The organism is Pseudomonas sp. GX19020 (genome assembly GCF_023371075.1).
Lineage (GTDB): Bacteria > Pseudomonadota > Alphaproteobacteria > Rhodobacterales > Rhodobacteraceae > Pseudogemmobacter.
The window spans coordinates 179,726-204,249 of record NZ_JAMCCR010000002.1; the positions used below are offsets into that span (position 1 = coordinate 179,726).

General features: G+C 63.3%; 23 protein-coding genes and 1 pseudogene. 10 read left to right on the forward strand and 14 right to left on the reverse strand.

Annotation, left to right across the window (positions count from 1 at the left end; genetic code table 11):
• Positions 1-94 precede the first annotated feature (94 nt).
• The 7 genes and pseudogenes from M3484_RS05510 to M3484_RS05540 all read left to right on the forward strand — a co-directional run bounded on the left by M3484_RS05510 (position 95) and on the right by M3484_RS05540 (position 9,150).
• Entirely contained in the window at positions 95-1,081 is a 987-nt protein-coding gene (locus M3484_RS05510) for a LysR family transcriptional regulator (RefSeq protein ID WP_249496080.1), read from the forward strand.
• 83 nt (positions 1,082-1,164) lie between these two features.
• A complete protein-coding gene (locus tag M3484_RS05515) occupies positions 1,165-2,685 on the forward strand; it encodes a trimethylamine methyltransferase family protein (RefSeq protein WP_249496081.1) in 1,521 nt (506 codons plus the stop codon).
• The gene (locus M3484_RS05520; protein ID WP_092900591.1) at positions 2,682-4,007 is read left to right on the forward strand and encodes an aspartate aminotransferase family protein; all 1,326 of its coding nucleotides are present in this window, start codon (positions 2,682-2,684) and stop codon (positions 4,005-4,007) included. The genes M3484_RS05515 and M3484_RS05520 overlap by 4 nt, the downstream gene beginning before the upstream one ends.
• Before the next feature lie 206 nt (positions 4,008-4,213).
• Entirely contained in the window at positions 4,214-5,179 is a 966-nt protein-coding gene (locus M3484_RS05525; protein WP_092900588.1) for an ABC transporter substrate-binding protein, read from the forward strand.
• Between the two features lie 97 nt (positions 5,180-5,276).
• Entirely contained in the window at positions 5,277-6,320 is a 1,044-nt protein-coding gene (locus tag M3484_RS05530; RefSeq protein ID WP_249496082.1) for a quaternary amine ABC transporter ATP-binding protein, read from the forward strand.
• Positions 6,317-7,798, forward strand: coding sequence for an ABC transporter permease (locus M3484_RS05535; RefSeq protein ID WP_249496083.1), 1,482 nt, complete (start codon positions 6,317-6,319; stop codon positions 7,796-7,798). The genes M3484_RS05530 and M3484_RS05535 overlap by 4 nt, the downstream gene beginning before the upstream one ends.
• A gap of 151 nt (positions 7,799-7,949) precedes the next feature.
• Positions 7,950-9,150 (forward strand): annotated as a pseudogene (locus tag M3484_RS05540) (DDE-type integrase/transposase/recombinase).
• A 41-nt stretch (positions 9,151-9,191) separates the two neighbouring features.
• On the opposite strand, the gene M3484_RS05545 reads toward M3484_RS05540, so the two are convergent.
• Genes M3484_RS05545 through M3484_RS05585 form a run of 9 tightly spaced genes read right to left on the reverse strand, consistent with a single transcriptional unit; the run spans position 9,192 to position 13,653 of the window.
• Positions 9,192-9,662 carry a flagellar basal body-associated FliL family protein gene (locus M3484_RS05545; protein ID WP_249496084.1) on the reverse strand — a complete coding sequence of 157 codons (471 nt, stop codon included), beginning with the start codon at positions 9,660-9,662 and terminating at the stop codon, positions 9,192-9,194.
• 2 nt (positions 9,663-9,664) lie between these two features.
• Positions 9,665-10,390: a flagellar basal body L-ring protein FlgH gene (gene flgH / locus M3484_RS05550; RefSeq protein WP_249496085.1), complete on the reverse strand. Its 726-nt coding sequence runs from the start codon at positions 10,388-10,390 to the stop codon at positions 9,665-9,667.
• The gene (flgA, locus tag M3484_RS05555) at positions 10,387-10,821 is read right to left on the reverse strand and encodes a flagellar basal body P-ring formation chaperone FlgA (protein WP_249496086.1); all 435 of its coding nucleotides are present in this window, start codon (positions 10,819-10,821) and stop codon (positions 10,387-10,389) included. Before flgA ends, flgH begins: the two co-directional genes overlap by 4 nt.
• Positions 10,821-11,606, reverse strand: coding sequence for a flagellar basal-body rod protein FlgG (gene flgG / locus M3484_RS05560; RefSeq protein WP_249496087.1), 786 nt, complete (start codon positions 11,604-11,606; stop codon positions 10,821-10,823). Before flgG ends, flgA begins: the two co-directional genes overlap by 1 nt.
• Positions 11,607-11,614: 8 nt before the next feature.
• A complete protein-coding gene (locus tag M3484_RS05565; RefSeq protein ID WP_249496088.1) occupies positions 11,615-12,322 on the reverse strand; it encodes a flagellar hook-basal body complex protein in 708 nt (235 codons plus the stop codon).
• 2 nt (positions 12,323-12,324) lie between these two features.
• Positions 12,325-12,591 carry a flagellar biosynthetic protein FliQ gene (locus M3484_RS05570; RefSeq protein ID WP_249496089.1) on the reverse strand — a complete coding sequence of 89 codons (267 nt, stop codon included), beginning with the start codon at positions 12,589-12,591 and terminating at the stop codon, positions 12,325-12,327.
• The gene (fliE, locus tag M3484_RS05575; RefSeq protein ID WP_092900560.1) at positions 12,588-12,869 is read right to left on the reverse strand and encodes a flagellar hook-basal body complex protein FliE; all 282 of its coding nucleotides are present in this window, start codon (positions 12,867-12,869) and stop codon (positions 12,588-12,590) included. The genes M3484_RS05570 and fliE overlap by 4 nt, the downstream gene beginning before the upstream one ends.
• 11 nt (positions 12,870-12,880) lie before the next feature.
• Positions 12,881-13,261, reverse strand: coding sequence for a flagellar basal body rod protein FlgC (gene flgC / locus M3484_RS05580; protein WP_249496090.1), 381 nt, complete (start codon positions 13,259-13,261; stop codon positions 12,881-12,883).
• 11 nt (positions 13,262-13,272) lie between these two features.
• Positions 13,273-13,653, reverse strand: coding sequence for a FlgB family protein (locus M3484_RS05585; protein ID WP_092902159.1), 381 nt, complete (start codon positions 13,651-13,653; stop codon positions 13,273-13,275).
• A 98-nt stretch (positions 13,654-13,751) separates the two neighbouring features.
• On the opposite strand from M3484_RS05585, the gene M3484_RS05590 reads away from it, so the two are divergent.
• Positions 13,752-15,056, forward strand: a complete 1,305-nt coding sequence (locus M3484_RS05590; protein WP_249496091.1) for a FliI/YscN family ATPase — start codon at positions 13,752-13,754, stop codon at positions 15,054-15,056.
• 32 nt (positions 15,057-15,088) lie between these two features.
• On the opposite strand, the gene M3484_RS05595 is transcribed toward M3484_RS05590, so the two are convergent.
• Genes M3484_RS05595 through M3484_RS05615 form a run of 5 tightly spaced genes read right to left on the reverse strand, consistent with a single transcriptional unit; the run spans position 15,089 to position 21,331 of the window.
• The gene (locus M3484_RS05595) at positions 15,089-16,441 is read right to left on the reverse strand and encodes an LLM class flavin-dependent oxidoreductase (RefSeq protein ID WP_249496092.1); all 1,353 of its coding nucleotides are present in this window, start codon (positions 16,439-16,441) and stop codon (positions 15,089-15,091) included.
• Complete coding sequence (locus tag M3484_RS05600) at positions 16,438-17,295, reverse strand: oxidoreductase (RefSeq protein ID WP_249496093.1); 858 nt, start codon at positions 17,293-17,295, stop codon at positions 16,438-16,440. Before M3484_RS05600 ends, M3484_RS05595 begins: the two co-directional genes overlap by 4 nt.
• A 12-nt stretch (positions 17,296-17,307) precedes the next feature.
• Positions 17,308-18,573 (reverse strand): acyl-CoA dehydrogenase family protein, encoded by a 1,266-nt coding sequence (locus M3484_RS05605; protein WP_249496094.1) that lies wholly within the window; start codon positions 18,571-18,573, stop codon positions 17,308-17,310.
• Positions 18,560-19,969: an FAD/NAD(P)-binding protein gene (locus M3484_RS05610; RefSeq protein WP_249496095.1), complete on the reverse strand. Its 1,410-nt coding sequence runs from the start codon at positions 19,967-19,969 to the stop codon at positions 18,560-18,562. The genes M3484_RS05605 and M3484_RS05610 overlap by 14 nt, the downstream gene beginning before the upstream one ends.
• A gap of 21 nt (positions 19,970-19,990) precedes the next feature.
• Positions 19,991-21,331: a sugar ABC transporter substrate-binding protein gene (locus M3484_RS05615; RefSeq protein ID WP_249496096.1), complete on the reverse strand. Its 1,341-nt coding sequence runs from the start codon at positions 21,329-21,331 to the stop codon at positions 19,991-19,993.
• Positions 21,332-21,834: 503 nt separating this feature from the next.
• Between M3484_RS05615 and M3484_RS05620 the strand changes: the two genes are divergently transcribed.
• Positions 21,835-23,526 (forward strand): sugar ABC transporter ATP-binding protein, encoded by a 1,692-nt coding sequence (locus tag M3484_RS05620; protein ID WP_249496097.1) that lies wholly within the window; start codon positions 21,835-21,837, stop codon positions 23,524-23,526.
• Entirely contained in the window at positions 23,523-24,521 is a 999-nt protein-coding gene (locus M3484_RS05625) for an ABC transporter permease (protein WP_092900535.1), read from the forward strand. Before M3484_RS05620 ends, M3484_RS05625 begins: the two co-directional genes overlap by 4 nt.
• The last annotated feature ends 3 nt before the right edge of the window (positions 24,522-24,524 follow it).

Here is a 24,524-nt window from a genome sequence, read left to right on the forward strand (position 1 = left end):
GCAAAATCAGACAGAGGCAGCGGCTTTCGCGCAAGGATGGACAGGCATCATTAGGGATACTAATTCTTATCAGAACAACAACCCGGTTAAGATCATGCGCGAACGCGGCAAAGACGAACCTGATATCAACCTGTTCCGCGCCATCGAGGTTTTCATGGCGGTGGCCGAGATGCGGCAGGTGACGGCGGCGGCCTCGGCCCTGCGGATCACGCAATCGGCCGCCTCGCAGCATCTGAAGAACCTGGAGCTGATCTTTGGCATGGCACTGTTCGACCGCTCGACCCGGCCGATTGCCCTGACCTATGCCGGCGAAACGCTGCAGCGGCATGGCTTTCGGCTCCTGAACCAGATCGACGATCTGAAGCGCGACATGCAGCATCTGGGCGCCTCTTCGCTGCCGGCGCTCAGGGTCGGGTTGCTGGCCTCGACCGCGACCACGCTGACGCCGGGGCTTTATGATCTGGTCAATAATGCGATGAAAGTGCCCGAGCTGATCCTGTCGGCGGGCCTCGCCACTGACCATTTCGCGGCACTGAATGACCGGCGGATCGATATGGCGGTCACCTCTGAACGGCTGCAGGACGGGCCGGGATTCAGCTTTATCCCGATCCTGGATGAGCCGTTTTATCTTATTCTGCCAGATAGTTACACAGGACCCGCTGACGATATCCACGCCATTTCCCGCAAGCTTTCCCTCGCACGTTTTGGCACAACCACCCCGGTCGGGCGCCGCACCGACCAGCATCTGCAACGCTGCCGCCTTGATCTGCCCCGCGCGATCGAGGCCGACCGTACCGCGATGGTGATGGCCGGCGTCATCACCGGCAAATGTTTCGCGATCCTGTCACCGACGCTTTTGATTGACGGCGTCGCCGAAGGGATGCGTCTCAGGATCGAGCCGCTGCCCTTCGCGCCGCTCAAGCGCACAATCCGCCTGGTGTCGCGTCGTGATGATCTTGGCACGATCCCGCTGCGCATCGCGCTGGAAAGCCAGAAGATCCTGAAACGTGCCTTTGATCGTCATTTCCCCGCAATCTCCGGCCAGGTGAGCTACCACGAGATCGCTAATCCGTCTCATTAGGATTACCGATAGTATAAGTTTAACCTTTGCAGAGCTTCGCGCCCCGCTATCGTCGGCCCGGCAACACGCCGATGGAGACCGGGATGCAGGAGAGGCGGGGCCGCAGTGCCCGGATGCAGGAGAGAAGCGCGAGGAACAAGGTCTCGTCGCCCTATGTGCTGCGCCGCATCGGCATTGTCAGTCTGATCGACGACGAATCCGTCGCCATCATCGAGAGAAATGCAGACCGCATCCTCGACGAGATTGGCATGGAATTCCGCGGCGATGCCGAGGTGCTGGAGATCTTCCGCAAGGCCGGTGCGCGGGTCGATGGCGAAAGGGTGCGCTTTGATCCCGGCTGGTGCCGCGACAAGATCAAAACCGCGCCCAAGGTCTTTACCCAACATGCCCGCAACCCGGGCCGATCCGTCCAGATCGGCGGCGAGGCGCAGCTTTTCGCGCCCAGTTTCGGCCCTCCTTTCGTGCATGACATGGAAAAGGGGCGCCGCTATGCCACGATCCACGACTTCCGTGAGATAACCAAGCTGCATTACAGCCTGAACGCCGTGAACCATTCCGGCGGCGTGGTGGTCGAACCGGTCGATCTGCCGGTTCCTGTGCGCCATCTGCATATGGCCCATACCCATCTGACCCATTCCGACAAACCCTTCATGGGGGCCGTCACCGCGCCCGAACGCGCCCGTGACACGATTGAAATGGCAAAGCTCGCCATGGGGGCAGAGTTCGTCGACGCGAATTGCGTGCTTTATTCCGTGGTCAATACCAATGCGCCGCTGGTGCTGGATGAGACCATGCTCTGGGCACTGAAGGAATATGCCCGCGCGGGTCAGGCGACTGTGGTCTCGCCTTTTGTCCTTGGCGGCGCGATGTCGCCGGTGACGGTCGCGGCCACACTCGCGCAGGTGTTGGCCGAGGTCATGGCAAGCGTCGCGCTGATCCAGCTGATCCGGCCCGGTGCGCCTTCGGTTTTTGGCACGTTTTTCTCACCGCTGAGCCTGCGCACCGGTGCCCCCACCTTTGGCACGCCCGAAGGCACCCAGTTCCAGATGTGTGCGAAGACGCTGGCGGATCGCCTTGGCCTGCCCTTCCATTCGGTCGGCGCGCTGACCGCATCAAAAGTGCCAGATGCCCAGGCCGGATATGAGTCACAGGCCCAGCTGATGGGCGCCGTGATGGCGGGCGTGAATTTCATTATCCATGCCACGGGCTGCCTCGAAGGCTTGCTCACCACCGGTTACGAGAAGATCGTGATGGATGCCGACCGCTGCGCCGCCATGGCGCGTTTCACGCAAGGTATTGATTTCTCGGAAGCCGCCCAGGCGATGGAGGCCTTTCACGAAATCGGCCCCGGCGGCCATTTCCTCGGCGCAGCCCATACCCGCGAAAACTTTGAATCCGCCTTCTGGCTGGGCGAGATGTCGGACAACGGCACTTACGAGCAATGGACGGCGGAAGGCGGGCTCTGGCAGCAGGACCGCGCATCGGACCGCGTCAGACAAATCCTGCGCGATTACGAGGCACCCGTGATGGACGAAAGCATCCGCGAAGCGCTCGACGATTTCGTCGCGCGCCGCACATATGAGATCACCGGAGAGATGGCATGACGCTTCACACCAGCTGGAACCTCGAGGAAACCGCCGTCCGCCGCGACCGCTATTATTCGGCCGCTTTGCGCAAATTCGTCCCCTTCCGCGAGCCGATGGTGTTTCGCCGGGGCGAGATGCAATATCTCTGGGACGAAGCGGGCCGCCGCTATACCGACCTTCTGGGGATGAATGTCTGCATCTCGGTCGGCCATTCGCATCCCGAAGTGGTCAAAGCTGCGATGGACCAGGCGGCAGAGCTGACCCATTGCACCACGATGTTCTACCATCCGGTGCCCGCGCATTTCGCAGAGGAACTGGCGTCCACCATGCCGAAAGGCGAAAAGGGCGATATCGAATGGGTGGTGCATTTCACGAATTCCGGGTCCGAGGCCATTGACCTCGCGATGGCGATGGCGCGGGGATATACCGGAAATCTCGATCTGATCGCGCTCAGGACCGCCTATCACGGCCCGACCTCTGCCGCACAATCAGTGACCGGGATCGCCGGCTGGCGGCATCCGGGTATGCCCGGGAATGTCGCCTTTGTGGCCGAGCCGAACCAGTATCGCGGCATTTTCGGCGAGAATGCCGGCGCCGCCCCCTATCTTGATGAGATCGACCACGTGATCCAGTCCTCGACCACTGGCCGGGTCGCCGGGATACTGGTCGAAAGCGTCCAGGGCTATGGCGGCATCATCGAAATGCCGCCGGGCTATATGTCCGGCGCGGCCGAACGCATCCGCGCAGCGGGCGGGCTCTATATCGCGGATGAGGTGCAATCGGGCTTTGGCCGCACCGGCGATCATTTCTGGGGGTTCGAGGCCGACGGCGTCATCCCCGATATCGTCGTCATGGCCAAGGGCATCTCGAATGGCTTCCCGCTGGGCGCGGTGGTGGTGCGGCGTGAGATCGCCGAGCCGATGGGCGAGCGGTTCATGTTCCACACCTATGGCTCGAACCCGACCTCCTGCGCCGCCGGGCGCGCAGTGCTCGAAATCCTGAAACGCGACCGGATGCAGGAGAATGCAAAGGAAGTCGGCGCCGCGCTGCTCTCGCGCCTGCGCGAGCTGCGGCAGAAATATCCGGTTATCGGCGATGTGCGCGGTCGCGGCCTGATGCTGGCAATCGAAATGGTCTCGGACAGGGCGAAAAAGACCCCAGACGCCGAAACCACCGGCGCGGTGTTTGAAGCCTGCCGCGAAGCCGGGCTGATCCTGTCGAAATCGGGGCCGCACCGGTCGACTTTAAGGATGGTGCCGCCTTTGTGCCTGACACTGAAAGATGTCGATCAGGTCGCCGAGGGGCTGGACCGCGCCTTTGACCGCGCCAGACGCGGCTGACCACCATCTCGGGAAATTTTCTCTGTCACAGGGCCAGATCCCGGGTCGAACAGAACAGATATGCCCAAAAACCGTGCATCCGGATAACAAACCTTCTGTCCGGCTCCAGGCTTTGGAATGTCCCTTAACCACCTGCGATGCGATAAAGCGCTGCAGGGAATGACGGAAACGCGCAGCCACTCCCATACCCAGACAGGACCATAGCAATGCTGACCGCCTCCCGCCTTTTTGCCGCTCTGATCACCTCTGCCAGCCTCGCGCCGGGCCTTGCGCTGGCCGAAAAGCTGGTGATCCCGGATCCGAATTACGCCTCGGGCCGCGCGACTGCCTTTGCGGTCAAGGGCATCATCGAAGAGGCGCTCGGGCTTGAGGTGGAAACCGTGCCGGTCGCCTCGGTCCCGGTGGTATGGGAGGCAATGTCGCGCGGCACCGGCGAGGTCGATATCTGGACCGAGACCTGGCTGCCGAACCAGAGCGCGCCCAAAACCAAATATGCCGATGAGGAAAAACTGGTCACCGTCGGCGAGAAATCTTTCCCTGCCGTGCAGGGCTATTGCGTGCCGAAAGCCGCCGCCGAGAAGCACAATATCCGTTCGGTTTTCGACCTGGCGAATCCCGAGATTGCCGCGCTGTTCGATTCGGATGGCAATGGCAAAGGCGAGGTCTGGATCGGCCCGCAGGGCTGGCTGTCGACCAATATCGAGACCATCCGTGCCCGCGACTACGGCTTTGCCGAGTTTTTCGAGCTGCAATCGACCGATGAGGCCATTGCCACAGCCGGTCTGGACGCGGCGGTGAAAGCCGACCGCCCCTGGCTGGGCTATTGCTACGGCCCGCACCAGAATTTCGCGATTTATGATCTGGTCCTGCTGCAGGAACCGGCGCATGATCCCGCGAATTTCGTCATCGTGCAGCCCGACCAGGACCCGGACTGGCAGGCGAAATCCCATGTCGCTTCGGCCTATCCCGAGACCACAGTGCACATCTCCTGGTCGGCCAATCTGGCGACGCGCGACCCCGCTCTGGTGACGCTGCTGCAAAACATCCAGCTCAGCGCCGATGATGTGAACAAATGGTCGCTGGAGATCATCAACGGCAAAGACCCGAATGAGGTCGTGAAGCCCTGGATCGAGGCCAATGCGGCGCAGATTGCCGCCTGGACCGCGCAGTAATCCATCATCCTTTGCGCCTTCGGGGCCGGAGCGGTCTTGCCTCTCCGGCTTTCCGCTTTTCCGCCGCCCCCCGCGGCCAGTCAGACGGAACAGAACAGTGAGCGACCCCGTAATCGAACTGCGCTCGGTCTGGAAAGTCTTCGGCCATGACGCCAGAGCGGCGCTGGCCGGAGCAAAATCCGGCAAAAGCAAAGCCGAACTGATGGCCGCCTTTGATGCGGTGATCGGCGTGCGCGATGCCGGGTTTTCCGTCTCGCGGGGCGAAGTCTTTTGCGTCATGGGCCTGTCGGGGTCGGGAAAGTCGACCCTGGTGCGGCTGATCAACCGGCTGATCGAGCCGACCGAGGGCAAGATCCTTCTCGAAGGCGAGGATATCACCCAGGCCAGCCCCGCACGCCTGCGCGAGCTGCGATCGTCCCGGATTGGCATGGTATTTCAGAGCTTTGGCCTGTTGCCGCATCGCACGGTGCGCGAAAACGTCGCCCTGCCGCTGGAGATCCAGGGCGCCACACCGCGTCAGCGTTTCGACCAGGCCGAGATTGCGCTGGCAAAAGTCGGGCTGGCCGGCTGGGGGGACAGCCTGCCGACCGCGCTTTCCGGCGGCATGCAGCAGCGCGTCGGCCTTGCCCGTGCTCTGGCCGCCGACCCGCCGATCCTGTTGATGGACGAACCCTTTTCCGCGCTCGACCCGCTGATCCGACGCCAGTTGCAGGACCAGTTCCGCAATCTCGCCCGGGAAATGGGCAAGACGGTGATCTTCATCACCCATGATCTCGACGAGGCCATCGCCATCGGGTCGCGGATCGCCATCATGAAGGATGGAGAGATCCAACAGATCGGTCAGCCGGAAGAGATCGTGACCCGGCCCGCCACCGATTTCATCGCGGAATTCACCCGCCATGTCTCGCCGTTGCAGGTCTTGCGCGCCGGCACGATCATGGAGCCGCTGCCTGCACTGCCGGAAGGCCTGACAGAGGATCCGGCGCGGGTCGATCTGAACACACCGCTTACCGCGCTGACGACGCATTTTGCCACCAGCGACGCCCCGGTTCTGGTTTGCCGTGACGGCATTCCGGTCGGCCTTGTGCATCAGAAGACGCTGCTCGCCGCCATCGGCAATCGAGGAGAGGCCGCGCCATGACCCGACCGGATCCGCTTGTCGCCGAATTCGTACAGCGCGGCGCGGCGTTTTACAGCCGCGCCTTCGCGCTGCTGGATGAAGAGGCCCGGCCCCGCCCGCGTTTCAACCCGATGGCCGCCCTTTTCGGCGCGTCCTGGCTCGGGGCGAGATCGCTCTGGGCCGCTTTCTGGCCGGCGTTTTTCGCCACTGTCGTCAGTGTGGTCCTGCTGGCCATTGCAGTACTTGGGGACCCGGGCGCTGATGCCCGCGCCAGGGCCGACCGGCTTGAGGCACAATCCGCAAACCGCCTTGCCGCTGCCGAAACTGCCATCGCCAATCGCGACCCGCTGGGTGAGGGCATGAAACGTTCGGCCGAAGGCATCGCGAAAGCCGCCACAAATGCCCGGGCCGAGGCAGAAGAGGCACAATCGCAATCCTTTGGCTATGGCCTTGCGGGCGGGTTCGGTCTGATCGTCGTGCATCTGGCGACCGGATTTCTGGGAACCATCCTGCTGAACCGGCGCTTCCGGCGCTGGCGGGCTGACCGCCGGCTCGGGCATGGGCTGCCGCCACAACGCGCCGTTTTCGCGGCCAGCCTGACCCTTGCCAGCGCAGCGCTTTCGGCCTGGCGGTTCGCCTTTACCGACCCTCCTGCCTGGCTGACCAGCTTCCCCTCATCCCCCGAGATCTACAACGCCTGCGCGCGCTGGCTGGATCGCGGGTTCAGATCTGCCGCCGAAGGGCTGGGCGGCCTGTTTCGCGCCATCGCATCGGGCATCAACGCCATCCTCGCCCTGCTGGAACTGGCGCTCGTGGCCACGCCCTGGCCCGTTGTGATGGCCGGCGTGATCCTGATCGCCTGGCAGGTGTCCGGCCGCCGCGTCGCGATCTTTTCCGCCGCAGCCCTGGCCTATCTCGCGCTGTTCGGCTTTTGGGAAAAGAGCATGGCAACGGTCGCCCTTTTGGGAACCGCTGCGTTCCTCTGTGTCTTCTTTGGCCTGCCTTTGGGCATCTGGGCGGGTCGGGACCGCCGTGTCCTGACCCTGATGCGGCCGGTACTCGATCTGATGCAGACCATGCCGGCCTTCGTCTATCTTATTCCGGTCATTGCATTTTTTGGGATCGGCAAACCCCCCGGCATTATCGCCACGCTGATTTTCGGGATGCCGCCGGTGATCCGCCTGACGGCATTGGGTATCGCATCGGTGCCCGAAAGCATCCGCGAGGCTGCCCAGGCCTTTGGCGCCTCCCGCCGGTTCATGCTTTTTCAGGTCGACCTGCCCATCGCGCGCCCCTCGATCATGGCCGGCGTGAATCAGACGCTGCTGATGTGCCTCTCGATGGTCGTGATCGCCTCGCTGATCGGGGCGCGGGGCCTTGGCGAAGATGTCCTTTCCGCGCTGCAATATGCTGCAGTCGGAAAAGGCGTCCTCGCCGGCCTCGCGATTCTGGCCTGTGCCATGGTGATCGACCGTATCGTCCAGGGCCGCAGCAAATGAAGGCGCAGGTGTTCCCCCCGGACCGGACGGGCGCGATACCCATACAATCCGAGCTACAGGAATTGGCGGCAATTGTGAAACCGACGCAGGTCATTTGTGAATAGCCCCATGCCGTGCAGGCCTTCTTCGCAGATTTTGAGGCAGGGAGACCGTGAGGGGCACATATAATTTCGCTGAAGGGTTCAGGCGCGATGCCGTCGCGCAGATCTCTGTCCGGTCGGCGACGTTTCGCGCCGGCCTGGGATGAGCAAGCCCTATCTCTGTCCTGAAGCGAGGGCTGACGCGGGTCGTTGGGGAGCGTGATATCCTGAGAAAAGCCACCGCATATTTCGTCAGGGATGCAAAGTAAGTGCAGCCATTGAGACGCCATTGGCTCGGCCCGAATGGCGACGGAGTTCGTGACCGGGCATCGGGGGCAGTTTTCTGTCCCGGCCATGTGCCTGCGCCTGCAGCCGAGCGGATTCCATGCCCGGCTCCACGCCTCGATGAGGGTGCGCGCATGAGGCAAGGCCGACGCCTGACTGAGCGGCTGCGGAACGCCTGGGCGGAGAGCGGCCAGGTCTGCGGATATCGCGAGCTGCATAATGATCTGGTTGAACAGAGCGAAAGCGACTGCCCGAAACCTTCGATGCCAGATTGGCCTCGCTTGCCGAGATCAGGTCGCAGATCGGCTACAGGCGCCGCTTCGGCAGCTGAGGTGGCAAGCCATCGGTCGATGGTCGTCATCGAGCCGGTGAACGCCAGCGGTTCAGGTGAACTGGTATGGCCACGATCGGCAGCTCAATCCCGAGGCCCCGGACAAGGCCTGGCTGACCGATATCACCTGCATCCCGCGGCAAGAGGGTTTTGCTTGCCTTTCGCCTCGCCATAGTCTCCCGGACCAATGGTGTTCCCATGGCCTGATCGTCGACCCCTGCACCCGGCGCGTGATTGGCTGGTCGATGCAAAGCAGGCAGACGCCGGATGTAGTTCTGCAGGCCCTGCCCATGGCTGTATCGCGGCGCAAGCCGCAGCGGAAAGTGCTCAGTTTTGGGGATCAGGGGAGCCAGGTCACCGGCACGGGCCGGGCGGCATTGTCTCACGCGCCCATAATCGGGAGCCTTCCAGAAGACGCCGTGGCAACTGCCACGGGAACGCAGTCGCCGAGCGCTTCTCAACCCGCCCAGGCACGGGCGGATCAGACGCAGGACCTGCCAGAGCTGCGAAAGCGCCAGGCGGACATGTTCGACAACATCGGAATATTCTGTGACCCAAAGCGCAAGCAAGCGGGGAATGGGATGCTGTCGCCCGCCGGGTTCAAACGGCAGCAAATAATGAGACGCGAAAGCGCCCGGGAAACCCGGGGCGGCTGACTGGCAAACGGGCAGAGTTTCCTCCCCCAGGCCCCAATGCCCTAACTGTCCTGTCTCGCGATCTCGGTGATCAGCACATCATTGACCGTCGGACCAAGCACCGTTCTCGCTTGTTCCAGCAGGGCTTTACGGAGGACAATAAGATTTGAGGAATCCGTGAAAGACCCCCTGAACCCCCCGGAATTCGCGTGATCGAACATGACCTGAAGAAAGGCGTCCTGCAGCTTTGGCTCGCGGGCAAAGACCATGTCAGACTGCCCTGCAACAATCTCCAGGCTCAGCGAGGCCGCGATCAGAGACACGATCCGCCCGCCCTCCATCACCGGCACGATGAACTGATTGTTGAGCCGCACAAACTCGACTTTCGCAGGATCAGGCGTTTCGCTCGCTTTGCGATCAGAACCTTCCTGGGCGAGGTCGCCGGCAGGTGTCACGCGCAGGAAGTAGCCGGCACCACCACCGAGCGCGAACCCGATCAGGGAAAGAAGCAATGGGACAAGCAGCTTTTTCATGGTCAGAACGGCAGCAGAATATCGGTGATCTGCTGCCCGTAGCGGGGCTGCTGAACATCTGTGATCTGTCCTCTGCCGCCATAAGAGATCCGCGCTCCCGCGATCTTGTCATAGGTGATCTCGTTCTGGCGCGAGATATCGGTCGGCCGCACATAGCCGGTGACGATAAGTTCGCGAAGTTCATTATTCACCCTTACCTCCTGTTGCCCCTCGATACGCAAAACGCCATTTGCCAGTTGTTCGACCACCGTGGCTGCGATGCGGAGGGTCAGCTTCTCCGATCTCGACACGTCACCACTGCCGGAAAATGTCGATGAAGAGCTGGTATCGACCGCGTTCCCCATCGTCGCACCGGCGGGAAGTTTCTCGTTGATCCGTTGCGGAATTCCGAAAAGCTGCGGCATCCCCATTTTTTGCGCGCCGGTGCGCGACCGGCCGGTCGAATTCGAGATCTCGGCGCTGTCGTCGATTTCGATCACGACCGTCAGAATATCGCCACGCGATGCCGCACGCCTGTCGCCCAGGAGCGATTCCGAACTGGCGTTCCAAAGAGAGGAATCATAGGCCACGCCGGAAGGGGGTGTCGTCCGCGGCATTGGTGTCGAATAGATCGCGTGATGCTGGTAGCTGCCCTCCAGCGGGCTGAAGTCAGGGGCTTTGCCGACCTGAGAAAGATCGCCGCAGCCCAGCAGAGCAAGGGGAGACAAAAGAATGAGCGTGTATTTCACGGAAATCCTCCGACCAGGATCAGACCATCGGCACCGATGCGGCCCGAAACGGTGGTTTTTGACGCCAGATTCATGACGCGGATCATCTCCCCTGCCCCACCCCGGGCAAGGGCGCGGCCCTCGGCACGGATCACAAGCCCGCCCGCCCGATATTCCAGCGCAACGATTGAGTTGCGCTCGATCAGGGCAGGAGGACCGATATCGCCTGGCCTGACAGGCCTGCCGGCATAGATGGCAACGCGGGTCTCCTGGCCGACAGCCTCGGCGGGCAGCGTCAGGGCGCCGCTGATACTGGTCACAACCTGCATCAGATCGCCTGGCGCAATGATGGTCTGCGCCGGCAGATTTCGGGCCGCGACAAGGCTTTCGGCGCGGGCTGTCCCAGCCAGGATCAGCATGGGCAGGATAAGTCGTGCAAGGCCCCAAAGCATCAGCGCAACTGCGTCGTTGCGCCGAGCATCTGGTCGGCGGCGGTAATGACTTTCGCATTCAGCTCATAGCCGCGCTGCGCCTTGATCAGATCGGTAATCTCTCGCACCGCATCGACCGAACTTTCCTCGAGATAGCCCTGACGCAGCGTGCCCAGACCTTCGGTGCCAGGTTCGTTTACAATCGGCGGGCCGGAGGCGGCGGTTTCCAGGAAGAGGTTCGAGCCGATGGCCTCCAGCCCCTTTTCATTGGTAAAATCGGTCAGGGTGAACTGGCCCAGAAGCTCGGGTTGAACACGGTCGCTGAAATAGGCCCAGACCTCTCCGGCGGCATTGATCGCAACCGAGCGCGTTTCGGGCGGGATGGTGATCCCCGGGACCACCGGATAGCCGTCGCAGGTCACGATCTGCCCATCCGCCGAGCGTTTCAGCGCGCCATCCCGGGTGTAGCCGGAGATGCCGGAGGGCAGCTCGACCTCCAGATAGCCATTGCCGTCGATGGCGACATCGAGGTCGCCATTGGTCTGCGAGAGCGAGCCCTGCTGCAAAACGACGGAAACCGAGGAAGGACGCACGCCAAGGCCGATCTGCACCCCGGTCGGCAGCATGGTGCCATCACTGACCGAGACCGTGCCGGGGCGGGTATATTGCTGATAGTGCAGATCCGCGAAATCGGCGCGCCGCGCATTATAGCCGGTGGTCGACATATTCGCGAGATTGTTCGAGACGACATCGACCTTCATCTGTTGGGCCGACATGCCGGTCGCGGCGATATGGAGTGCTTTCATCGGCCCACCTATTGACCAAGGGTCTGGATGACGTTGCGGGCGCGGCTGTCCTCGGCCTCGAGGAATTTCTGGCCCATCTCATAGGTCCGCTGCACCTCGATCATGCGGGCGATCTCCGCGACCGGGTTCACATTGCTCTCTTCGAGAAAGCCCTGCATGATCTTGCCGGTCGCAACCGGCTCGACCATTCCGCCGTCAAACAGCGTGCCGGAGCGGTGGCGCAGCGCCAGCGGATCGGCGGGCTGCCAGAGCCCGATCTGCCCCACCGCCTCGCCATTTGCAGAGATGGTGCCATCCTCCCCCACGGCAATCGCGGCACCGGGTGGCACGAAAACCGGGGCGCCGCCGGCATCCAGCAGCTGATACCCTTCGGGGCGGACAAGCTCGCCATCGACTGAAGGCGTGAAGCTGCCGGCGCGGGTCAGGCGATCCCCTTCGGGCGTCATGACAAGGAAAAAGCCATCGCCCTGGATCGCGAGATCAAAAGCACCGCCGGTCATGGTCACACCCGCCTGGGTAAGATCGGCGATCCGCACATTGCCATGGCTGAGCGAAAGCGACGGTTCCCGGTCAAGCCGCGCAACATGTTCGGCAAAGACGAGGCCTTCGCGCCGGAAGCCGTTGGTCGAGATATTGGCAACGTTATTCGCCACGATCTGCATTTCCCGCATCAGCCCGGATTGCCGGCTGAGCGCGACGTAACCTGCGGAATCCATGGTCAGCCTCCTTCGATCAGCGGGATGATGACGTCACCGTAAAGCGCGGTCATCGAACCGGTCATGAAGCCCATCGAGATCCAGAACGCCGCCAGCATCGCCGCCAGTTTGGGGACAAAAGTCAGCGTCATCTCCTGCACCGAGGTCAGGGCCTGGAAGAGGCCGATCACCACACCTGTCACCAGCGCCACCACAAGGATCGGGGCGGATATCTTCACCGCCACCCAAAGCGCCTGGCGCAAAACATCGAAAAAGGCGGCCTCGGTCATACCGGCATCCTCAGGATTTCCTGATAGGCCTCGACCACCTTGTCGCGCACCGTCGCCACAGTCTCGACGGCAAGCTGCGACGAGGACAGCGCCTCGACCAGCGCATGCGGGCTGGCATTGCCGGCCATCGCGTCGCGCGCCGTGATTTCATGACGCATCAAAGTATCGGTGAACTCGCCCGCAACCGAGGCAAAGCTAAGACCGCTGCCGGAGCCGGGCGCTGCGGCCGTTCTGGCCTGCGCGTAATGTGCTGCGGCAAAAGAAGTGTTTACATCCATTCTGGTGTCTCCTAGCGGCGCAGAACCTCAAACAGGCTCTGCATCATCTGCCTTGCCTGATCGAAGAGTCTGACATTTGCGTCGTAACTGCGCTGTGCCTCGCGGGCGTCAGCGATCTCGATCATCAGGTCCACATTGGACCCGTTGTAATATCCGGCCTCATTGGCCATCGGATGGCCGGGGCTGTAGATCTCGGGCAGTTCGCGCGGATCAAGGCGGACCTTTCCGGCCCGAACCGTCCCGCTTTCGACCACCTGGTCAAAGCTGATCACCTTGCGGCGATAGCCGGGCGTATCGGCATTCGCGATATTCTCGGACACATGGCGCAAACGGTTGGCCTGGGCTTCCATTCCCGAGGCAGAGGCGGCGAGTGACGTGGTCAGATCATTCATGATGCCCGCCCCTAGCTATTGCGACCGAGTGAGGCGCGGATGACGCCCGAAGTTGCGCGATAGATCGCCAGCGCCATTTCATGGTCCTGACGGGCGGTGGCCGATTTCACCATTTCCATTTCGATCGAGACATCATTGCCATTGGGTGCCTCGCTGCCGCTGCCGGCGATGATCTCACCACGCGGCGCATTGCCCCCTGTGGCGAAATGCCCGGGGCGGGTCGCGCGCATGTCGGGTTCACTTTTATAGACCTCGGCAAATGGCCGGAGGTCATGCGCCCGGTATCCCGGCGTATCTGCATTGGCGACGTTGCGGGCGATGACATCCATGCGCGATCCTGCATGTGACGCCAGCGCCTGTGCCATTCTGGTCAGTTCAAGTTTCGCGAACACCGGGGTTCTCCCTTCGGATGCGGTTTCCCTCATCTGCTTCACCAAGGTTTAAGGGTGATTCCTTTAGAAACCGTAATTGGCTGAACAGGAGGCGCCGGATGGCATTCGAATTTGACGCGCTTCGCGCAGAAATCGCCGCTCTCTCTGCCGTGCGAGAGGTGGGCCGTATCACCGGAAACTCGATGGGAAGCCTTATTGTCAGAGGCTTACACGGTGCCTCGCCCGGCGACCGCGTGCTTGCAGGCGCGGGGCAACTCGGCGGCGAAGTGATCAGTGTCTCGGAAACAGGCGCCCTGATCCTGCCCGAGGGCGAGACCGGCGGTCTCGGGATCGGCAGCCGGGTCGAGCTGGTCGGAAAGGCCGAACTTGCGCCCGATTCCTCCTGGCTGGGCCGGATCGTCGACCCGCTGGGTCGACCGCTTGACGGACGCCCCCTGCTGGCGGGGCCGGAACGGCGCCCGATGGTCGCAACCCCGCCCGACCCCGCGCATCGGCGCGGTTTCGGCGCGCGGCTCGCGACCGGGGTCGCGGTGTTCGACACGCTGCTGCCGCTGGTCCGGGGGCAGCGGATCGGGCTTTTTGCGGGCTCCGGCGTCGGAAAATCATCGCTGCTGGCGCGGTTCGCGCGCGGGGTGCAGGCGGATGTGGCGGTGATCGCCCTGGTGGGGGAACGCGGGCGCGAACTCAGGGAATTCACCGATAAGGTGCTGGGGCCGGATGGCATGGCGCGCGCGGTCGTCGTCACCGCAACCTCGGATCAGTCACCACTGATGCGCAAACGCTGCCTCCTCTCGGCCATGACGGTGGCCGAGTATTTCCGCGACCTTGGCAAACATGTGCTGCTGCTGGTCGATTCTGTCACCCGCTTTGCCGAAGCGCATCGCGAGGTCGCGCTGGCCTCGGGCGAGGTGGCCTCGCTGCGGGGCTATCCGCCCTCGACCGCCCATGCGCTGATGTCTTTATGCGAACGGGCGGGGCCGGGCAGCGACGGGCCCGGCGATATTACGGCAGTGTTTTCGGTTCTGGTCGCCGGCTCGGATATGGAAGAGCCGATTGCCGATATCATTCGCGGCACGGTGGACGGCCATGTCGTGCTCAGCCGCGAGATTGCCGAGCGTGGCCGCTATCCGGCGGTGGATCTCTTGCGCTCGGTCTCGCGCAGCCTGCCCGGTGCCGCAACCGATGCAGAGAACGACGTGATCACCGAGGCGCGCAGGCTCTTATCCATCTATGATCAGGCCGAGATGATGATCCATGCCGGGCTTTATGTCGCCGGAAGCGACCCGCAGATCGACCGCGCGATCCGGCTCTGGCCGGGCCTTGATGGCTTTCTGGCAGAATCCGCGCCCCCCGGCGGCAATAAGGCGAGCTTCGAGCGGTTGCAGATCCACCTGAAAGCGTGAGGGACCGGGACGACAGGCGCCCCGGCACCGGCTTACTCCGCCGCCAGACCCTGATCTGATCCGACCGTAGCCCAGCGGTTCGCGGGTCGTTTCAGCCCGAGATTTTCGCGCAGGGTCCGCCCCTCATATTCGCGGCGGAAGATACCGCGCCGTTGCAATTCGGGGATGACAAGCGTCACGAAATCCTCAAGCCCGCCCGGCAGCCAGGGGGGCAGGATGTTGAACCCGTCTGCGCCCTTGCCGATAAGCCATTCCTCCATCAGATCGGCGATCTCGACCGGCGTGCCGATCAGCGTCAGATGGCCGCGCGCGGTGGCAACCCAGGCGTAAAGCTCGCGGATCGAGAAACCGGTCTCATCCGCGATACGGCGCAAAAGCTGCTGACGGCTCTTCATCCCCTCGGTCACAGGCGCCTCGGGCAGCGGCCCGTCCAGCGGATAGCCCGCCAGATCCAGCGTGCCGCCGGTCAGCGCGTTCAGAAGCCCGATGCCCTCTTCCGGCAGGATCAGCGCGTTCAACGCGTCATATTTCGCCTGGGCCTCGGCCTTTGTCGCCCCGATAAAAGGGGCGAGGCCCGGCATGATCAGGATCTCATCCGACGACCGGCCAAATGCCGCCGCCCGCCCCTTCACATCGGCATAAAATGCCTGGGCCGAAGCCAGATCCTGCTGGGTGGTAAAGATCACCTCGGCCGAGGCGGCGGCAAAATCGCGGCCCGTCTCGGATTGACCAGCCTGGACGATCACCGGATGCCCCTGCGGCGGGCGCGGCGCATTCAGCGGGCCTTCGACGCGGAAATATTTGCCCTCATGCCGGATCGGCCGCACCTTTGCCGGGTCGAAATAGACCCCCGTGGTCCGGTCCCGCAGGAAGGCATCATCATCCCAGCTGTCCCAAAGCTGTCTGACCACATCGAGATGCTCGGCCGCCCGGGCATAGCGCGCGTCATGGCCATATTGTGCCGCAAGACCGAAGTTCCGCGCCGGCCCGTCCCCATGCGAGGTCACCACATTCCAGGCCGCGCGCCCGCCCGAAATCATATCCAGTGAAGCGAAACGGCGCGCGACATGATAGGGCTCCTCGTAGCTGGTCGAGGCGGTGGCGATGAACCCGATATGTTTCGTGGTGACCGAAAGCGCCGCAAACAGGGTCAGCGGCTCGAAACCGGCGGCCTTTGCACTGCCGCCCTCACGCCCACCAATCTCGGCGGAAAGCGTATCCGCAAGGAAATAAGCGTCGAACAGCCCGCGTTCGGCGAGGGCCGCGAGCTCCTGGTGAAAGGCGAGGCTGACCGCGCCGTCCAGCGGCTGATCCGGATGGCGCCATGCCGCGACATGCTGACCACCGCCGGGCAAAAACGCACCAAGGCGCAGCTTGCGGCTCATGCGCCGCCCTCCGGTTTGTGGTCGGCGGCGATGGAAAGGGCGCGCTGCGCTTTCAGCTCCGCCACCAGCGGCTCCAGCTTTTCCAATGCGCGATCGACCGCGACGGCGCCAAGCGCCAGCCGCAGCGGTGCATCATCGCGCGCGAGCTGCGCCAGCACCAGTTGCACCGCGCGTTCGGGATCTCCGTCTTCCTGGCCCGCTCTGGCCCGGATCGAGGCCGGACGCTGATGCGCGATGCGCCCGCGATAGGCGTCAATCTGCGGTGCCGCGAGGATCGAACGACCGGCGAAATCGGTGCGGAACGGCCCCGGCTCGACCAGAAGCACCCGGATCCCGAACTCGGCCACCTCTTCCGACAGCGCCTCTGACAGCGCTTCGACCGCGAATTTCGTCGCCGCATAATAGCCGACGCCAGGCTTCGCCGCGAGACCGGCGACCGAGCTGATATTGACGATATGGCCATAGCCGCGCGCCCGCTGACCTGGCAGAATCAGTCGCGTCAGCGCCGCAAGGGCAAAGACATTCACCTCGAAAAGCTGGCGGATTTCGGCGTCCTGGCCTTCCTCCTGGGCCGCGAGATAGCCAAATCCCGCATTGTTCACGAGGATATCAATCGCCCCGAACCGTGCCTCGGCGGCGCTGATCGCCGCCTCGCGCGCGCGGTCATCCGTCACATCCAGCGCAAGCGGCAGCACGCGATTGCCAAACCGCGCGACCAGCGGGTCCAGCGCGCGGATGTCGCGCGCGGTCGCGACCACACGATGCCCGGCCTCCAGCGCCTGGCGGGCAAAGATCGCCCCGAAGCCGGTGGAGGCACCGGTGATGAACCAGACAGAGTTATCCCTTAATGTCATGATCTTGCTCCCTTATGCCACCGCCGGTTTGGCATCCGGGTGTATCGCGGCGATCCATTGCGGCGGCGGCACCGTGCCGTTCACCGCCCAGTCGCCAATGATCCGGTCCTTGTAGATACGCGGATTATGCGAGGCGAGAGTGCGGGCATTGCGCCAATGCCGGTCGAGCCCCAGCCCGCTGCGCGTGGCCGAGGCCGACAGCGCGTCAAAAAGCGAGGTCGTCGCCGCCAGGATCAGATCGATCACCACCGATTGCGCCTGGGCCGATTCCAGTTCGGCCACGATATTGGCGGCCTCCTCTGCTGCCTCGTCGCCGGCAAACCGGGTGGCGAAGGCGCGCCCGACCGCCTCTGCCGCTTTCAGCGTGATCGCCTGAGCGGCATAGACCTGGGCGCGAAGCTTGCCCAGCACCGCCAGAACCTGCGCATCATGGCGGGGCAGCGCCGCATTCGCGTGGCTGAAGGTGCGCCGCCGCAACCCAAGCTCCGTCACTGTGTCACGCACCAGCGCCCGCCCGATCCCAACCAGCGTCGCGAGATGGTAGAGCTGATAATAGGCAGTCGAATAGCGCAGCCGTTCGGCCCCTTGCCAGAGGTTCCCGGGCGCGACTTCGACATTCTCGTAAATGCTGGTGCCCGAGGCCGAAAGCCGCTGGCCGAACCCGTCCCAGTCATCCAGAACGGTCACGCCCGGCGCGGTGCGGGGCACAAAGGCAAAGACGGTCTCGCCCTGATCATCACTGGCGGAAACGTCGATCCAGTCGGCGTAAAGCGTGCCGGTGGTGTAGAACTTCCTGCCGGTCAGCCGCAGCCCGTCAGCCGTCTGGCTGAGCCGGGTCGAAAAACGGTCGGTCTTTGCCTCGCCGATCTCGGTAAAGCCGACACCGACCAGATCGCCCGCCGCCAGGCGCGGGGCCCAGAGCGCGCGCCGCGCCGCATCGCGCTGGTTCAGCACATCCTCGACAAAGCCGAAATGTACCCGGAGCGCCTGGGCGATGTTCGAATCCGCCTCGGCCAGCTCGATGATCAGGTTCAGGAATTCCGGAAAGCTGAGGCCCTTGCCGCCTTCTGCAACCGGCAGCCGCGTTGCGGTAAAGCCGCTTTGCTTCAACGCCGCGATCTGTTCCAGCGGCAGGCTGTGCTCGCGCTCACGCCGGCCAAATGCATCGGTAATCGCGGCCAGGATCGGACGAAAACCAGACGCGACCTCCTCATACCGGCTGCCAGGATCCGTCTGCGCGGCAGGGGGGGCGCCCCAAAGCTGGTCAATCTGGCTCATTCACTTTCTCCTTCGTCTGGTCGGAGACGGCATCCCGTTCCGACCCTATAATTTCTGCAATTTCCACGGCTTGCCTTGCGATGTCGGGGATGGCGGTGCTCTCCCACCACAGCCCGCGCAAAGGGGGGCCAAGGGAAAAGAGCCGAAGCGAGCACCGCCCATCCCGGTCGGTCACCCGCCCATCAGGCGCCGCGTCGATCCCCAGCGACAAGGGGCCGGGTCGCACCAGCCCGCGCTCCAGCAGGTTCTGAACCAGCGGGCGTTCGATCCGCCGCCAGTCATATTCCACCCCGGCAGAGAGGATCACCGCATCGAAGCGCGAAGCCGTCACCGCCTGGCCACCGCGCAAACGGTGGCGGATCGTCACGCCCCGGCCCTCCTTGATCCCCTGCACGGTCGAGGCGACCTGATGCAGCCGCCCTTCGCGCGCCGCCGCAATGACATGGGCATGACCGATGGGCGGGGCGCGGTGATGGTTGACCTCCCACAGGCTGCGAACATGGCGCTGAAAGCGACGTTTCTCTCCTGGGTCCGAAGCCCGCCACCAGCGCCCGATATGGGCCCGCACCAGATCAAGCGGCGATTGCCAGTCGCCCCCCGAGGCCTGCGCCAGCCGGCATTCCCGGACCACCAGTGCGAAAAGGGCGCGGATGGTGATGCGGTCAGGCAGGTCGGCAAGATAATCCGGCCATTCCGGCGCCAGCCGACGCGGCTCTGGCCGGCGGCCATGGCGCGAAAACACCGTGATATGACCGTGATGGCCTGCCTCGGCCAGCGAGGCCACCGCATCGACCATGCTCAGCCCCGAACCGATGATCGCAACTTCGGCCCCCGGCCGCAGCGCGCGCATCCGCGCGATGTCCCAGGGGGCAATCGCGCTGCCCACTGCCTGACCTGCATCGGGGCGCGAAAAATGCAGCCCGGTTGCCAGCACGGCATGGCTGCCTGCAATCTCGCGCCCATCCGCCAGGCTGGCGCTGAACCCGCCCGCTTTCGGCGCAAGGTCGGTGACCTCAGCCGTGATGCAGGTCAGGCCACCATTCCGGGCTGCCGCCTCCAGGATCGAAGCGGCATAATGCCCGTAAAGCCAGCGCGGCACAAAGACATCCGCCGCCCGCGCCTGAGGCCCGCCCCCGGGGATCGGGCCACCGGCATAGCGCTCCTCCAGCCAGCGGCTGAAATGGTCCGGGTCCGCAGGGTCAGCGCTGAGCGCCGAGGCCGGGCCATTGGCCTGGTGGATATCTGCACCAGCGGTATAGGCAGTGCCCTGCCCCGGCCGGCCATTCTCGCCGATCAGGATCACGGCGGCGCCCTGGCGTAGCAGAGCCGCCGCCACGAGCGCCCCGGAAAGCCCGTCGCCGATCACGAGTACGGCCCTTGTCGCCTGGTTAGTCATGGTTGAAATCATCAGCCATGATCAGGATTTCGCGAAAGGCGAAGGTCCCTCGAACGGGATCCGGTAATGTTCGGCATATTCCGCCGTCACCGCCTCCCATTCGCCATTCTCTTTGGCGGCTTTATAAGGCGCCGGATAATCCCAGCCCGGGGGCTTCTCAAACCCGTTCCATTCATGGTCAATATCAAGCGGCGTCACCTGTGCCTGGGGATCCCAGTCATCCGGGTGAAGAACTTTCGACATGCGGCGATAATCAAAGGGCAAAACATCGCCATTATCGACATGGCGCGCGATATAGCCGTCGACGTTCTCCGCCGTAACGATCAGCGATTTCCAGTTTTGCATCCGTTCAGAGGCACGCGGTTGCCAGCCATTCAGAACGTCATAAAGCCGCGAGGTGAAAAGGCCTGCCTGATAGGCCGGAGAATTGGCCGAAGTGGCCAACAACTGCCCGCTTTTGACCGCCAGCAGCCCCTCGGCCGTGCCATCGGCGGCAACCACCAGCACATCCTCGCCCGGCACCAGTCCGGCCGCGCGCAGCGCCGCGATCACCCCCATCGCCACATCGTCATTTTGCGCCACCACGCCCCTTATATCGGGGTGGCGGGTCAGCAGATCCTGGGCAGCCTTGAGCGAATCCTCGCGGTTAAAAAGGCCCGGCAGCTGGTCGGCAAGCGTGGTTTTGGGGAAATCGGCAAAGGCCGCATCCCGACCACGGCTGCGCACCGTATCGGTCGAGAAGCCGGGCACTCCGGTCACGCCGATGATCTTGCCGCCGCCAAAGCGCTTCGTCACCTCGTCAAGCAGGATCCGCGTCACCGCGCCATGGGCCGTGAACTCTTCGGGCACCGCATAAAGCGTGTAGTAATCGCTGACATCGAAGGGGGTCAGCCAGGGTAAGGTGGCCCATACATTCGAGAAATAGGTCTTGTTCTGCGCCGAATATTCCGCAATCCGCCGCACTGCACTGCCATCGGGCGCATGCAGGATGATCGCATTCACGCCAAGGCCCAGCTGCTGTTCAGCCTGGTCCAGCTGGGTCTGGCTGCTCATCTGACCATCGAGATAGCTATAGGAAAAGCCAAACTCACGGGTGGCGGCTTCGGTTGCGCGGCTCGCCTGGATCATGAATTCGACCCGGCTGGTCCAGGCCAGATAGGCCAGTTTGCCATCCGCCGATGCAAGCGCCACATTCGGCAGACCGCTGATCCCGGCAAAAGCGGTCGCCGCCAGCCCCGCCGACCCGAGCGCCAGCAGATCGCGCCGCGACACGCCTTTCGTGTCGAGCCGGTCAAGGTGAGCGTCAACCGCCGCAGAACCATCGGGGGAAAACCATCCGCCGGCCTGTTTCAGGAATTTCATGGATATCTCCGCATCTGATGCCGGCATCCCGCAACGCTCAGCGTCAGGGCCTGGCGCCAGAACAGATGACACAGAGGGCGCAGTCAGATCTTTATCATTCTCGGTACAGATCCGGGAAATTCCTGCCAATTAGCCGGGTCGAATTGGAAGGAATGCGCTCAACAGAAGATATGATCTGCGCGGGGCCACTTAAGACGAAAAATATTCTGCCCCGGCAGGAATTGTCCTGGCGTCACCCCTCGGATCTGCGGGCAATAATCTCTCAGAATCGACCTGTGATTTCAGAAAATGCACCTGACAGGTGAGACGGAGAAAATATCGCCTGTAAGAATCGTGATTTAAGAATGCTGCATCGCCGCAAGCGGGGAATGTTTGGAAACACTTACTCTCTGACTTGCCTATATTCACCGGAATGAGGCTGCGGAGGTCCGTAGCCGGTGGCGAGCCAGACTTTTTGTCCCCGGGCAAAGAGAGGCTTGTTGCATCCATCCCGGAACAGCGAAATGTCATTCAGATCAGAATGGAACTCCATCCCGGCGCAGAGGCCGGGGGACGCGGCACAAACTGGCGACAACCTGCTGGAGGTGCGCAACCTTTCGAAATCCTATGGCCCCGTGCAGGTGATCTCGGACGTCTCTTTTGACGTGCCGCGCCGATCGGTGGTGACGCTGGTCGGAGAGAATGGCGCCGGGAAATCGACCATATTCAACATCCTTTCGGGCCTGACTGCGCCCGATCACGGCACGCTGCATCTCGCCGGTGCGCCCTTTAGTCCGCCCAGCCATCGCGCGGCGGTAGCGCAGGGCATCACCCGCGTCTTTCAGGAACAATCCCTCGTCCAGAATGTGCCGGTCTATGAAAACCTGCTTTTGGGTGAAGAGGCGCGTTTTACCAGGTTTGGCCAATGGGTTGACCGCGATGCGATGATCCGCGCCGCACGGGAAATCGTTCAGGAGGCGGGGCTGGATGTCGATGTCCGTCGCAAGACCGGTGACTATGATTTCTCGACCCGGCAATCCATCGAGATCGCCCGAGCCTGCCTGACGCCGAAACTTCTGCGCGGGGTCACAGAACCTCTGGTCTTGCTGGACGAGCCGACTTCGGCGCTCGACCGGCGCGACGAAGAGAGCTTTTTCGGGCTGGTGCGCAAAATCCGCCAATATGGCTCGCTCCTCTTCGTCTCGCACCGGCTGACCGAGGTGCTGGACATCTCGGATGTGATCTATGTGCTGAAAGACGGCGAGATGGTCACCCGGGTAACGCCCGCGGAAACCGACGAGCACCGGCTGCATGGTTTCATGGTCGGGCGTGAACGCGCCACCGACTACTATTATGAGAACCGCCAGCAGACCACGCTGCCGGTGACGCCCGCCTTGCGGGCCGAGGGGCTGCGCGTCCTGGCCGATGGGCCAGAGATCAATCTTGAGATCCGGCCGGGCGAGATCCTTGGCATTGGCGGGCTGCTCGATTCCGGCAAGTCGCGGCTCGGGAAGGCGATTGCCGGTGTGATCCGGCCGCTTGCCGGTCAGGTCGCGATCGGGAATGGCCCGCTCCGGCGCCCCGATATCGGCCGCGTCACGCGCGAGGGGCTTGGCTATATCCCGGCGGAACGCCTTGCCGAGGGCATCATCCCCTCTTTCCCCACTGCCTGGAATTTCTCAACCGGCAGCGGCGGCGATCTGTTTTCGAACCGCTTCGGAATCTGGCGCGGCCGGAAGGAACGCCGCGCCGTCCGCGCCCATATCGACGCGCTGGCGATCCGTTCGGCCACACCAGATCTTGCCATGTCGCGGCTCTCGGGCGGCAATCAGCAAAAGGTGGTGCTGGCCCGCTGGCTGGAGCGCAAACCCGATGTGCTGATCCTCGACAACCCGACGCGCGGTGTCGATGCGGGCGCGAAACAGGAAATTTACCGCGTGCTGCGCGACCTGACCGATCAGGGCGTCGCGATCATCCTGATCACCGATGAACTCCTTGAACTCATTGGCCTCTCGAACCGCATCCTGATCCTGCAACATGGCGGCGTTGTGGCCGAGGTGGCCGCGCCGGCGGATGACAAACCCTCGGAACAGACCCTTGTCGGCCTGATGCTGAGCGACCCCGGCCAGGCCGCGCCCCGGGCGCAGCCCGTGGCCAACCCTGCCCCTGGCGCCCAAACCGCCGCACCTGAAACACAGCTGGAAGCCGCAGAATGACCACCGCCCCGCATCCGGAAGGCCGCACCTTCCTGTCCCCCCTCACCGGCCTTTTTGCAAAGGTCGAGACCTCGCTCTGGTTCCCCATCGGGGTCGTGCTGGCGCTGTTCGTCTTCTTCAGCTTTGCGACCGACAGTTTCGCTACTTTGCGCAATTTCTCGGCCGTCAGCGGCCAGGCGGCGACGCTGCTGATCGTCTGCCTTGGCGCGACGTTCATCGTGCTGATGGGGTCGATTGACCTTTCTGTCGGCGCGATTGTGCTGCTGGTCGGTGCGGTCTCGGTCTCGGTGCTGAACGCGTTCAGCATCGGCTGGCTGGTGATCCCCTTTGCCGCCCTTGTCGGCGCGGGCCTCGGGCTGGTGAACGGGCTGATCTATACCCGCGGCAAGATCCCCTCCTTCATCGTCACCCTCGGCACGCTCTCGGTCTTTTCCGGCATCGCGCTGACACTGCTTGATGGCCGCGCCATCCAGTTCAACGCCCCGGGGCTGGAAGATATCTCGATCGGCCAATGGATCCCGCGCCTGCCGAATATCGCGCTCTGGGCGATCCTCGCCTGGGTGGTGCTGGTCGTCATCGGGACCCGTACCCGCTTTGGCCGCTATATGTATCTGATCGGCGGCGGCGAGCAGGTCGCGCGCACCGCCGGCGTCCCGGTGGAGCGGTATAAGCTTTACGCCTTCGCGCTGTCGGGGCTGCTTGCGGGCTTTGGTGCCATCCTGGCGGTCGCGCGCCTCGGCGCGGCGGGGCCATCGCTTGGCTCGGATCTTTTGCTGAACAGCCTGGCCGCAATCGTGGTGGGCGGCACCTCTCTGGCCGGTGGGGTTGGCGGCGTTCACCGCACGCTGATCGGCGTTCTCATCATCGCGATCCTCGACAATGGCCTCAACCTGATGGGCGTCTCGCAGTTCCTGCAGATGATCATCAAAGGCCTTGTCGTCATCGCCGCCGTGCTGGTCAGCCGCAAATCCGGCGCTGATCAGGTCATCAAATAAGGC